Raw genomic sequence first — 12,935 nt, forward strand, 5'->3', positions numbered from 1 at the left:
GTCATGGACCGCATGCGAACCGCCTGTTTACCGTCGGGTCGGAGGTGGGCCGATGACCGACGAGACCAACATCCCGCCGAAATCCAAGGTCCGCCTGCCCAAAACGATCAAGAAGTTGCGCAAGCGACTACGGAGCCGCAAGAAGAAGGGCACCTCAGTCGGCAAGAAGTGAGGCGGCCGCTGCCCTGGCGCGATCCACCACCGGCGACGACAACACCGACGCAACCTGGTCGATCAGGAGCTGCACCCGGCCCACCGCCCCGGATGCGCCGGTCAGGCGACGCGCGTTCTGGAAGGCCTCGATCATGCGTTCCTCGTAGGTGAGCGGATCGTCAATCGCGCGCACCAGCAGCACGACGCCGAGGAGGTCGTAGACCTCGAAGCTCTGCTTCTCAAGGCGCAGGTAGTCGTCCGCCAACCGATAGGCCTTGTCAAAGCTGGCGCCGGCGTTCGGGTCACCCAGGCGGTACTCGACCAGTCCCCGCAGCGTGAACGCCGGCAGCCCGGTGTGCCGCTGCTCGACCGTGGTGGCGAAGCGCGCCTCCTCGAGGGCGGGTGCCAACTCGTTGCGGCAGAGCAGCGCGAGAACGATGCGGTTTTTCGCCTCACGCAGCACGCGATTGTCGTTGCGCAGCGCCGCGCAGTCGATCGCCCGCTGGGCTGCAATGTGAGCGTCGTCGAATCGGCGAAGGTCAAGGTCTCGGGCGGACTGGGCGCAATAGGTCCAACCTTCCAGAGTCGTGTCGCGATGCCGCCGGTCGCGGCTGATCTTCCGGGCGGCCATGTAGCAGCTCTCGGCGGCGTCGGTGTCGCCCTCGAATCCCCGCAGCCAAGCCTCGTTCAGCCACAGCTCCCCGGACATCAGGGACTTGTTGTCATGGTGCTTGATCAGCAGGTCGCGGGCAGCCCGGATGTGACTTTCGGCACCCGGCAGGTCTCCCGTGCGAGTGGCGCAGATGGCGAGTCCCGACCGCGCCTTGACAGCCTCGTGCCATTGGTCGTCGCGGGTGGTGTGGGCAAACGCGTCGGCATAGTGACCGGCGGCCGCCTCAACTCTCTTGTACTGATAGTTGACGCTGCCGGCCTGGAGGTGGAACTCGACGACGCGATCGACCGGCAACGACTGCACCAACTCGGCCGCGGTGCCGATGCGGCTCGCCGCCTCGGCGAACTCGCCCAGCTGAAGGTGTCCGTTAGCCAGCATGGACAGCACTGGCACCTGCATCTCGGGCTTGGTGAACTCTCCTTCTAGTCGGCGCAGCCACGGTGCGAGCAGGTAGGTTTGCCCCCATCCGAAGAGCCATCCGTCGTCCATGGCCTCGACCGACTGCACCGCGCCGCTCAGGTCACCGGCCTGGATCCGCAGCTCGACCTCGCTGAACTGCGGTCCAAGGTCCTCGACGCGCTGCGGATCCTCCCGCGCCACCGAGATTTGATACTCGGCTGCCCAGACGCTGAGATCGAGCAAAGTCCAGTGGAACGACTCCTCGTCGTAATCGTCAATGTCCCCGGCCGGAACGCCGCCCAGCACGATAGCGGCGTCGTCCGCGGATGGGATGAAGTACCGGTCGCCGTCGGCACGGATGACGCGTCGCGCACTGAGCAGCTGCAAGGTGCTGGCGCTGCGGACCTTGGGACGATAAGGGCCGAGCAGGAAGTCAACCGCCACCGCGGGGACCGGCTGGCCGAAGACGGCCAGCGCGGTAAGGACCGAGCGGTCCAGGTCCGGCAGGACGTCGAGGATCCGGTCCATCAGGTACGCCGCGGGCGTCGCGTCGCCCAGCTCGGTCTCCAGCGACTCGATCAGCGTCGTGACCGTGCAACGGGCATCACTGTGCAGCAGGGCGGTCACGAGCTCCAGCGTGCGTGGGTGACCCTGCGCGAGGTGGGAGAGGAATCGGCGATCGGCGTTCGTGGCGGTGCCGAGCCCGCGGCGGTCCCGCGCGTCCATCGCCCTGAGGAGTTCCGCGCCGAAGCTGTCGTCCAGGCCGGCACCGAGCTCAATCCGGGTGGCCGACGACCGCCGGAGCGGCAGCTCGATCGGCGACGACGAGGCGAGCACCAGGACGATGGACTGCTGTTCGCGGCGGTGGATCGTCTCGATGAGTCGTCCGAGCTCGGTGTCGGTCAGCCGTCCCTCCGTGTCGACGATCCGCTCCACGTTATCGAGTGCCAGCACCACGCGGCCGGGCCGGAGGCGGTCCAGAATCTCGCTGGCCGCGCTGCGCCAGCTGACGTCACCGTCCCGCAGCATCTCCTGACAGCGGCCGTCCTCACGGTCGTCGTCAGCCATCCGGGCGAGCGCACCCAGCACCGTCGCGGGCGACACCTCCAGCTGACCGAACGCCGGCAGGTAGGCGAACCAACGCACCTCGTCGTTCGAACCGTCCAGAGCGTCCGCCAGCTTGGACAGCATCGCCGTCTTGCCGCTGCCGGCCTCACCTGTGAGCAGGACGACGAGCGGGCTCTTGGCGTCTCGGACGGCGTCCAGCAGGGCGGCACGCTCGGTCACGCGATCTTGGAACTCGGTCGGCGGCACGGCCGGCGGCCTGCTCAGGAAGCGGGTGCCCGGTCCAGATGTGCTGCGTGGCCGGCGCCGGACCGCGCGTTGGACGGCCAGCTCGGTCTCGAGTTCGGCGTCGTCGTCGGCGTCGAGCTCGAGACGGCGCTGCTCGTCGGCGATCTGCCGGTCGGCGAGATCGAAGAACTCGTCGTCGCCGGGGTGGTGCCGCGCCCAGAGTTCGCGTTCCCTCAGAAGCCGGGTGCGCTGATACTCCGGCGATGAGAGCTGCAGCAGCCGCTTGCGCAGAGCGGCCCAGTCGGGTGCGCGCGGTGTGAAGAGGTCGAGCCGAGTGATCTGACTCAGTTGCAACGGCGTCTCCGCCTTCGGCGTCATCCGCAGGGGGATGACCGGCCGGTCCAGCTCCCGGGCCTTGCCGACCTCCTGCGCGCAGACGACGCTGGTATCCGCCGCATAGCCCGGAGTCATCAAAGCGAGCAGGACGTTGCACTCGCGGATCGCCCGCTGAATGACGGTGGGAAAGTGCTCGCCCGGCGGCCGCTCAGTGAAGAGGAACGGGCTCGCGTTCATCGTGGTGCGCAGCCAATGCGCCAGCCGGACGGCGTGCGGCTTGCCGTCGCCGCTGGAGAATGAGACGAAGACCTTCAGGTGGTCGACCGGTGGGGACACGGCGACCTCCCCACGCCGGAATCACTTCCTGTGCTCAGGCAGTCTCGCAGTGCGACCATGGCAGGGTCAAGACACCGATGGCGTGGTCCCGCCGGCCTTGCCGCCGAGCAGGCGAGCCTGCTCCTTCTTGAGCGTCGCGAAGCCGTCCCGCACGTACGTAACGAACGGCTCGCCCGGGTGCGCGATCAACGCCTGCCGCGGCAGCGACCCCGCCGGCCGGGCCAGATGCACCTCATACGACGCCACGTGCGCGCAGAAGTCATGTAACGGTACGGGCATGTCATCCTCGGCGATCAGGTCGGCGTGCTTGACGATCAGGTCACGCATCTGCTTGTTCGCCGGCATCAACCCTTGCTGGAGCCAACGGATCCACTCTTCGGACTCGTCGACCGTCATCGCGCTGGCGTGCCGCTTTTCCCGCTCCGGCAGGTGTGATGTTCGCATGGTGCGCCACAGGTGCTCGTTCACCGACACGAGTGCGTGCAGCGGCCCGTACAGCTCGCGCAATTGATCGCCGACCCGGCTCAGGCGCGCTTTGCGCCGGTCGTTGCGCACAGACGCGAGCTGGTTCGCGACGAAGACGATCACCGCGATCACGACACTCGCCGAGGCGGTAATGACGGCTGGTTCGATGCTCTGTATCGCGGCGGCGGCCATGACTTGATCGTCGCCGAACGGCGAATCGCCGGTCAATCGCCGCTTCACCGCCTGTCGATCCGACCAAGGAGCGACCAGACCGGGGCGAGCGGGGGATGCGCGAGGGTGGCGCGGTCCGGCGGCTGGGTCCACACGCCGACGAGATGCACGTCGCTGCCGGTGGGGAAATCGCTCCAGCAGATCGAACCGTGTAGGAATAGTCCATTTGTACCGCTGGCGACTGGCATCGACTTCTGCCAAAAAAATAGAGCGACGTCACGGCGAGCAGGTTCGCCGTAGATGCCAGGTCCTGGACCGCCACTCAAGATCGATTTACTTTTGTGCCGCTGTCCGCGCGTTGACCCCTGCCAGGCGCAGTGCCTGTCGTGCCGACGTGCGATTAGTCTTTCTGGCTCTCGGTGGCTTGCTGCCGCTGCCCAACTCAGGGCGGGCGGCGCTCTGAAACGTCTCGCGGCTCTGCTCCGGTGGAATTCGCCATCTCCACTCTACGGCCGACGCGGAGGCATATCTGGTCGAAGAGTTTACGCAGGTGGGTGGCTATTCAAGACAGCCTGAAGGGCGGCCCGTGCAGTGGCTTCTTGCTCGATCGCGTAGCCCCGGTGCAGGCAGCGTTGCGCGAAGGCACCGACCTCATCCGGGCGTTGTGCGAGCTGCTGGAGGCGGCTGCGGCTGTGGGTGTTGAAGGGCCGGCCTTCGTCGTGCGGCACGGTGCCGACGTCTACGACGTGGATGGTGGTATCCGGTGGCAGGTTGTCGTGGATGCGGGCGGTGATGCGGACGCCGCCGAGGTCGGCGTCCGCGCAAATGACGACCGCGGAGGTCTGCTGCGTCGCCTGGACGATCATCGACACGACGGCGTCGGGCGGCTGCCCGTGGCACCAGATGACCGGCAGGTCGGCCCGGGTGTCACAGACCGTTTCGGCCGCCTGCCGGTTCTCCACGACCAGCAGGACATCGCCCGGCCCGGTGACGGTCAGTCGCGGCAGCATGTGAGGGCTCAGCCGGATGTCGTGCGGCCCGGGCATCGCCGACAGGTCGAGGATGGAGCCGTCGGTCGTGTGCAGCAGGATCGGGCCGCCGCACCCGATGTACGGGTTGCGGGCCACGCCGAGTGCGATGAGTGTCTCGTGGTCGAAGCCCATCGAGGCGAGCAGATGGTTCACGTCGTCGCGGGCTTTCGTGTCCTTGGCGTGACTCTGCACGAAGGCGCGAAGCGAATCGTGGCTGCGGCCCTCGGCCAGGTCGGTGGCGGCGCGCACCGCCCACAGCAACCGGTCGGGATGATCGGTATCACGGAGTGCCCGGCTGGCATCCGGCCAGTCGTCGGCGAGCGCCGACGCGATCTGCTCCGCCCTGGCGCGAAGGGTGCTGGTGTCGTCGCGACGGCGGCTTCGGCGCTTTTGCTCGGCTGCCGTGAGGTCGGGGTGCGGGTACACCCGGCGTGGCGGCTGGGCCAGGGCGTTGCCGTTGAGGGTGTAGCCGATCGTGACGCAGCCGGATTCGGCGAGTTCCAGCATGATGCGCAGCGCGTCGGTGCCTAACCTGCTGCTGACACCGGCCCAGCTGTGCTCGCTGCGGATGACCCAGCTCCAGTCGCTGTCGCTGAGCAGGCCCTCCGGTCGGCGGGGGGCCTCGCTCGGTTCTGCGGTGCGGAGCCGGGCCGAGCGCGGTCTCGGTCGGCCTCGGCTGTCGCGGGGGTAGCGGCCGCTGGGAGGCAGTGGTGCGTAGGCGACCAGGCCCGGATAGTCGCGGATCCAGCTCAGGGTGATCTCGGGATCCGGCTCCCCGTCAGTGGTGCCGTCGGTGTCGGTCATGTCTGCGGCTCCGGCCGGAACGAGGTCATCCAGTCGGAGAGCAGTTGCACCCGGGCGGTGTCGGCTTCGCTGCCGATGACGATCGGTGCCTGGTTGTACGGCATGACGTCGGACGGGCGGCGCAGCTTGATGTAGAGGCTGGACGCGCCGATCGCGTACCTCTCCATGTCGTCCTGCAGGGCGCCGACGACGCTGATCGCCCGGTCGCGGCCGATGTTCTCGAACAGGGCGACGGCGTCACGGCGGTGTGCCGCGCCGAGGTTGCGGCCGAGTTCGTCGAGGACCAACAGCAGCGGCCGGTCCTGGGCGCCAGCGAGTGCCGCCGCGCAGACGAGCTTCACGGCTTTGTCGTCCATCTGGGCGGTGTTGCCGCGCAGCCGGTACGACGACGGCGGCTTGCCCTCGCCGCGCCGCCAACGTGGGGTGATCGTCCACTGCCACGGCTTCTCCGGGTCGGCGGGGGCCTCCGGTTCCGGGAAGTCGAGGTTGCCGCCGTAGCCGCCGTAGGTCTGGTCGAGCCGGTCGAACTCGTCGGATACCTGCCGCAGCTTCGCCTTGATCGCTTTGGCGGTAGTCGACCGCAACGCCTCCGACGTTCGCCGAGCCTCGTCGAGCGCGGCCTTCGCTCCAGTCAGGGTGATCGTCTTCGCCTGCCGCTCCCGCTGGATCTGGGAGGCGTTCTCCCGGTCGACACGCTCATGATCGGTCAGGAAGTTCCCAACGATCCGCAACACATCGGGGATCAGCCGCACATATGCACCTCCGGTGCGCCGGTCGGCGCGTTGCTCGTCGACGACGCGCAGTTCCTCCGGCCGGTTCTGCTCCGGGTCACCGGGCGGAAAGCACGCGGCGCGCACCTCGTTTGCCAGCCGCGCGCACACCTCGTCCCACTCCGCCGGCGGCCGCATCGCCTCGCTCTCGTCGAGCGTGAGCAGGTGCTGCTCGGCGGTACCCACCGTTCCGGTCCATTGAGCGTTCAGGCGGGGAAGATCGAGATCTGTACGCTGCTGGAGCAGTGCGGTCCACTGTGTGCGGTTCTCTTCGAGTTCCTTCTTCAGGGTGGCCAGAGTGCGGTTCGCCGTGTCGATCTGCTGGGCCCGGGCGGCTTTCTCACCGAGAGCGGCCTCGTAGCCGATCTTCGCCTGCCGCAACGGTCCGTCGAGTTTGCTCAGCTCCACTTCAATGGCGGAGTTGCGATTACGGAGCTTGGTCACCTTGTCGCGAACCGCACCAGCATCGGCCTCGGCTTTCGCGCCACGCAGGTGTGTGTCGGCGCGGCTCTTGGTCCGTTCGGCCTCACGGATCCCCTCGTCAGCGTCGTCGTCCTCGCCGGCGGCTCTCGCCAGTTGATCCTGGGCGGCTCGGATTCGGCCAGCACGACCGGTCAGGGCCTCCGGGAGACCGGCGATCCCGTGCACACCAGCCACAGGATCGATATGCCCGGGAGCACCGGCTCGCTCTGCCAACGCCGCTAGGAATCGACCCACCGGTAGGTCGGGATTCGCGGCGGACGGCAGGCCTGGCCCGAGCAGGTGGTCGGCCGGGTCTGCCTCGACCAGCAAGCTTCCAGGTAACGCGGCCAGTAGTTGGACGGCTTCTTGCGCTTGGTGATGAGCGACGGCGACCGCGTGCCGATAGGGCAGCAGCCGAGCTTCCCAAACGGGCCGCTGCTGTTCGGTTAAGGAGATCGTGTCGACCAGCGGCGCAGCGGTGATGTCGTTCGCCCGTAGCAGCCGGACCTGGGCGACCGCGACATCCTCGCCCTTCTCGGCCGCCGACAGCGCCGACTTGGCAACCCGCAGCGCGTGCTCGGTACGGCCTTTGATCCGCTCCGCTGCCTGGACCATCCTCTCGGCTTCGGCGATCTCCTCCTCGGCCTGTTCAACGGTGCGCCCGTCAGCGACGGCCGCGACGGCTTGAAGGGTCCGCAGCTGTCCACCGAGGGTTTCGATCGAGCCGACGTTCTGATTCTGCTCGACCTTCAGCGCGCTCTCGACGGCCTTCTGATCCTCGTACGTCTTGATCCGGGTTCGGCAGCTCTCGTCGAACGCCTTGTCGTCGGACAGCCGACTGACCTTCTCACCGGCTGTTCCGATCTGCGCGTCCAGTTCCTCGCGCCGACGCTCCTTCGCCTCGATGTCCACGGTGATCCGCTCGGATTCGTGGAAGCCGTCGACCAGGTGCCGGGCGCAACGGCTTCGCCAGCTGTCACGCGCCTCGGCCAGCAACGTCCGGGCACGCTCCCGTGAGGCGATGCCGTCCTCCACCACCTTCATCCGGTCGTCCCACAGCTCGTACTCCTCCTCGGCCCGCGCGGCCCGCCCGGCATGTTCGTACTCCTCGGCCCGGGACTTCTGTTCCTGTTCGATCTCGGCGGTCAGGCCGGTCAGCGCACCGATGGCCTCGAAGATCCGTTCCGGGGTCAGCTCGTTGAGCGGCTGGGCGAGCAGGTTCGCGGTCGGGCTGGCCCGTACCGAGGTCGACAGGAAGGACACGCACCTGACCGTCGAGCCGTACAGGGTGCGGGCGAGCCGGTTGGCGCGGATGTCGGTGCGGCCGTTGCTGCGCGGCAGCGCGTCCCACAAGCCGTCGGCGCCGCCGGCCCGCTCGTCCTCCGTGTCACCGAACGGCACGTGCAGCCGATGGGCCCACCGCAACTCCACGTGCGGACTCTGCCGGTTGATCCGCAGCCACACCGTCAACGCCGACGCATCCAGCTCCTCCGCCGTGGTGGCCTGCGGCGGCACGAACACGCCGATCAGGTAGCCCCGGTCGGCGTTGGCGTGCATCGCCTCCTGGCCGGCGAGCTCGGCGGTGAACAGCAACTCGGCCGCTGCCTGCGCCCCAGACTGCAACCGCCACTGCTCGTCGGCGTGCAGCAGGCTCAGTCCGGCGATGAACGACGACTTGCCGGCACCGTTGGAATCCGAGGGCCCCTGTCCTGCCACGGTGATCAGTCCACGAGCGGTGATCGGCACCGGGTGAGTCGACAGCCGCGAGATGTTGACCATCTGGATGCCAGCGAGGACGCGCGCTCCGACGATGTCCTCGACGACTCCGTCCGACGGCACGGCTACAGACGTCAACGCTGCCCTCCCACGCGGTTGTGCCGGCGTTCCCGGATCGCTGCGGCCAGCGGATGGTCGGGTGCCGCGGCGAGAATCAACTGGTCCTGCAACTGCTCGCGGGCGGCCGGCGTCAGCCGTGACAACTGTGGGCCCGGGACGTATCCGCTGTCGTGGTCGCCGCCGCGAACCGTTCGGAGCAGCCCACATGCGGTCAACCGGCCCAGGGCCGCTCTGACCTCGCCGACCGGCACCTTGCTGTCACGGGTGACGTCCTGCAACCTGGTTGGGAACGGGCTCTCCCAGGAGTCCGCGGCGATCTGCTCCTCGCTGCGCGGAATCGCCACCGAGTGGACCAGCACCAGAACCAGAACGGCCCGGTCGGCGAGCGACAGCGGCTGCCACCCCGTCTCGGTGAGCTCAGTCCGTACGGCGTCGTCGAACCCGGACGTGAAGTGCAACTGGTCGACCGTCACCAGTGTCCGGCCGGTTCGGCGAAGTAGCTCTTCCAGCCGTTCGCGGCTCGTCGCATCGCTCAGCGCGGGCAGGAACTGTCGATGAACCGGACCGCTGCCATGCTCCAGCAGCGCGTACGCGGCTTCGACCAGCTCCCGCTGCCGATCGGGCAACGTCCCGAGCACCTCTTCGAAGATCGAATTCGGGCGGTTCACGACCCCTCCGAGCTGTCCTCAGCGGTGTCGGGGATCAACCGCCACAGCTCCCGAAGAGTGCTCAGCTCCAGCGACCCGAAGGACGCGATCCGCGGACCGATCCGCACCGTGTCCGTTCCCTCCAGCAGGACCCAACCGGGTACCGATAGGCGCCGGAGCCCTGCGGACAGCAGTTGCTGACGACTCACCTTGTTACGGCCCGGCACCAGCCGTTGCAACACCTGACCGACATGAGTCGTCGAAGCCGGCAGCCCGGGCCATGGATCCGTCGCGGGATCGGGCCAGCAACACCGCAAAGTCGCGGCCAGTACTCGCAGAGTTCCCTTGCTGTCCATCATCGAGGTGCGCGGCACCCCGTACTCGATCAGAACAGCCGGTCCCGCGCTGTCAGGCACGTTCGGGATCAGCCATACCGCCTGGGCGTCAGCCTCCACCAGACGGCGCAGCCCGGCCGGTGTCGGTCCGCCAGCGGAGACCTGCTGCGGACCGCCGGACCGGATCCGCGCCCACCACAGGGCCGCATCACGCTCGTTCACGCCGCCTCCTGCTGGTCCCGGCGGAACCAGCCGTCGGAGACCCACGTCCGCGTGGACGTCACATCGACACGCCACCCATCACCCCAGGTCACCATGTACGGCAGCTCCGGGCGTAGATGGATCGCGGTGACCTCCGACAACACTCGCCGACCGGTCGGCCAGTCACCCGCGTCGGCGAGAAGCTGCGCCACCGTGACCACGTCCCGCCCGGCAAGCAACTCCTCCGCGCGCTGAGCCAGCAGCGTCGCCTCCGGGTCAACGTCGACTTCCGTCGGCGGAGGCTCGTCGTCGACACGCGGTCGCGGCGGCGGCACCCGGCCAGTGTCGGATTGCAGCCCTTCCTCCACGGCGTCCAGCAGATCGTCGGCGGTGAAAAACGGCTCTGGCGCGTCGAACAGCAAACCGTCCAGGGCCCGGGCCAGTCCCGCGGTGCTGCTGTCACGCGCGAAGGTGCGCCACCGCTCGGTCGGCAGCAACCCCAGTGCACGCGTCTTACCAGCGTGCGCCAGCAGCCGCCCGGCCGCGGTGTTCAACGCGTCGCGATAGGCCGCCAGCGCCATCCGGAGCTGCGTGCACTCCGGCAACAACTGCGGATGCCGGTCCGCGGCCGCGTTGTGATACACCCGCGCCTTGTCGAGCAGGTCGCTGTTACCCAGCAGCGGCTGCGCCTGCGTCCGCAAGGACTCGACCGTCGCCGACTTCGCCAACTGCATGATCGGATTCGCCAGCAGCCGGAAAACCGTCGTCATCTCCAGCAACTGCTCGCGCACCACCTCCAGGGTCGTGTCATCGTCGTCCAGCGCCAGCCGGGCCATCGACAACATCCGGTGCAGCTCCGCCTGGCCCCCGGTCTGCGACAACCGGCGCAGAAAAAGCAACATCACATACGGCGCGAACGTCGCCTGGTAGAACATCTCGTGCGGCCGCTCGTTGACCCGGGTCACCGCACGGTACGACCGCAGCACCTCGAACCGGCGCCGGACCACATCCGCCGGCACCGCCGGACATGCAAGCACGGCCTGTTCGATCGTCATCCCGGCCGGCCCCGCGTCAGCGAACGCCTGCAAGATCGACTCGTCGACTCCGACCGAGTCCGCGTCATCCACCATCGCATTGGCGTTCCGCGCCAACACCGCGAAGACCTGCCGGTAGATCCCGAGAACAGCCGATTCGGCAGCGTAGTCATCGAACGTCAAGGCCGCTGCATCGCTCATAGGAGGTCGACAATATCGCGGTAAGCCAGCAAGCAGGAGAACCTACGTACGCCGAAGCTGTCGGATGTTCATCCGGCCTTCGACGACAAGATCATCGGACGACGCCTCGCCCTCGAGCCGCCCGGTGACGGATAGCCATGGGCGGCTCAATAGCGATGCTCTCAGCCTTCCCGTGCAGCTGCGCCGAGCGGGGCGGCATCCACTTCTTGGCACTCTGCCCATCCCCTACCGGCGCCCCCCGCCCGCCCAACGGCTCCGCGTGGGCCCTACCGCCTTCCGCCGGGACTACAAAACGAACGTTTGACAGACCCCCATGTGGATCTGAGGGTACGAGCATCGTTATGTTTATATGCTTCGCATGAAGATCATCCCCGGTGGCGGGCATTCGTGGAAAACCGGAGTCAAGGGCCTCGGGTTCCTGTCTAATCCCGTGGTCGGCAGTTCCAAGGTCGCGACCCGCGAAGGCGAGCGCGAGATCAAGGACCTGGCCGGCCAGAACGTTGCGGTGCTGTCGATGTCCGACACCTGCAACTATGCCGAGCGCAAGTGGAGGTCGATCGGTACCTGGCGACCTGCAAGGGTCATCTGCGCCGGCGAGCAGGACACCTACCGCGTCAAGTTCGAGTCGGGCCGTGAGGTGATCTCGACCGCGGAGCACCTCTGGTACACCGTCCGCAGCCGCACCAAGTTGGCTACCCTCGACCTGGTTGGCGAGAAGGTCCCCGTCATGGCGGCCCCGCGCCCGGCCGAGGACGGCGACTACTGGGTTGGCGTCATGCGGGGCATCATCTATGGCGACGGCGGTACCACCGGCGACACTCCGACCGGCGAGCCGGGCAAGGCGCACATCCGGATCTACGCCGATGAGAAGCGCGAGTTGCTGTCCATCTTCGAGAAGTTCGGCCACCGGGTGCAGGTTCACGGTGACGGCGTCGGCTACGTGGGCCGGCTGCCGCGGGCCTGGAAGCGCGAGTTCCCTTCGATCGAGGAGTCCGCATCGTTTTGGCGCGGCTTCATGGCCGGCTGGCTCGCCGCCGACGGGCACGTCGACAAGCGGGGCGTCGTGACGCTGTTCAACAAGAACGAATCGGTCCTAACTGACGCCCGCGCCGGCTTCCTCAAGGCAGGCGTCATCACGAGCGTCGCCATAATGCACCGTCAGGACAACCCGTTCAAGCCGGACGAGCGGGCACCGCTCTACCGGCTAAGCCTGCGCCGGTTCTGCATGGACCCGCGCGACCTTTTGACCTTGGAAAAGCGCGAGCGGTTCGAGGCCAAGCCGGTGCGCTTCGTACTCGAAAGCGACACCGTCGTGGCGGTCGAGAAGACCGGCCTCGCCGAGCCGGTGTACTGCTGCCTGGAGAACGTCACCAAGTCTTGGACGGTCAACGGCGTGCTCACCGGCAACTGTCATGTCGCCCCGTGGCCCGAGCGGCTTAACACGAGCAGGGCCCAACCCGGAGGCATAGCCGATCCGGAGGCGTAGCCGGTCCCGCCGATCACCGCGGCCCCTCGGAGCACTCACTAATGACCGTGTCGATGGCGTTCGGCGCGGAAGCGGCCTCGGGCGTGCCGGGGTTGGTGAGTCGACCGAGAATCACTTAGGACGCGCCGGCCGTCAGGGCCCCAGCACGTGACCCGGGGCGAGCAGTAGAGCTTCGGAGGCGTTCAGGATCGGCAGGTCTTCGGTCAGTGCCCCATCGACCTCGACGACGTTCTCAGCGGTCGCTGGAGCGCGGACGATGCCCGAGGCGCGGCGCCTTGCAGACGCGCTCAACTGGTCATGCC

At 67.7% G+C, this 12,935-nt stretch carries 8 protein-coding genes; 1 reads left to right on the forward strand and 7 read right to left on the reverse strand.

What is annotated here, in order from left to right; all coding sequences use genetic code 11:
• Window positions 1-154: 154 nt before the first annotated feature.
• From F4558_RS14095 to F4558_RS14125, 7 genes are all read right to left on the reverse strand, one after another.
• The gene (locus tag F4558_RS14095; RefSeq protein WP_167944529.1) at window positions 155-3,190 is read right to left on the reverse strand and encodes a TIR domain-containing protein; all 3,036 of its coding nucleotides are present in this window, start codon (window positions 3,188-3,190) and stop codon (window positions 155-157) included.
• Between the two features lie 66 nt (window positions 3,191-3,256).
• Window positions 3,257-3,895, reverse strand: coding sequence for a hypothetical protein (locus F4558_RS14100; protein WP_209273289.1), 639 nt, complete (start codon window positions 3,893-3,895; stop codon window positions 3,257-3,259).
• Window positions 3,896-4,368: 473 nt separating this feature from the next.
• Window positions 4,369-5,661 carry a DUF2399 domain-containing protein gene (locus F4558_RS14105; protein ID WP_167944531.1) on the reverse strand — a complete coding sequence of 431 codons (1,293 nt, stop codon included), beginning with the start codon at window positions 5,659-5,661 and terminating at the stop codon, window positions 4,369-4,371.
• Window positions 5,658-8,747, reverse strand: a complete 3,090-nt coding sequence (locus F4558_RS14110; protein ID WP_245241325.1) for a coiled-coil domain-containing protein — start codon at window positions 8,745-8,747, stop codon at window positions 5,658-5,660. Before F4558_RS14110 ends, F4558_RS14105 begins: the two co-directional genes overlap by 4 nt.
• Entirely contained in the window at window positions 8,744-9,397 is a 654-nt protein-coding gene (locus F4558_RS14115) for a hypothetical protein (RefSeq protein ID WP_167944533.1), read from the reverse strand. Before F4558_RS14115 ends, F4558_RS14110 begins: the two co-directional genes overlap by 4 nt.
• Window positions 9,394-9,933, reverse strand: coding sequence for a hypothetical protein (locus tag F4558_RS14120; RefSeq protein ID WP_167944535.1), 540 nt, complete (start codon window positions 9,931-9,933; stop codon window positions 9,394-9,396). Before F4558_RS14120 ends, F4558_RS14115 begins: the two co-directional genes overlap by 4 nt.
• Complete coding sequence (locus tag F4558_RS14125) at window positions 9,930-10,877, reverse strand: hypothetical protein (RefSeq protein WP_245241326.1); 948 nt, start codon at window positions 10,875-10,877, stop codon at window positions 9,930-9,932. Before F4558_RS14125 ends, F4558_RS14120 begins: the two co-directional genes overlap by 4 nt.
• A gap of 628 nt (window positions 10,878-11,505) precedes the next feature.
• Here F4558_RS14125 and F4558_RS14130 point away from each other — a divergent pair.
• Window positions 11,506-12,633 carry a hypothetical protein gene (locus F4558_RS14130; RefSeq protein WP_167944538.1) on the forward strand — a complete coding sequence of 376 codons (1,128 nt, stop codon included), beginning with the start codon at window positions 11,506-11,508 and terminating at the stop codon, window positions 12,631-12,633.
• The last annotated feature ends 302 nt before the right edge of the window (window positions 12,634-12,935 follow it).

It is taken from the genome of Micromonospora profundi (assembly GCF_011927785.1).
Classification (GTDB): Bacteria; Actinomycetota; Actinomycetes; order Mycobacteriales; family Micromonosporaceae; genus Micromonospora; species Micromonospora profundi.

Bases quoted from the DNA above. Each gene is read 5' to 3' on its own strand.
- F4558_RS14105 (WP_167944531.1), bottom strand. From the start codon at position 5,661: ATGACCGACACCGACGGCACCACTGACGGGGAGCCGGATCCCGAGATC.
- F4558_RS14130 (WP_167944538.1), top strand. From the start codon at position 11,506: ATGAAGATCATCCCCGGTGGCGGGCATTCGTGGAAAACCGGAGTCAAG.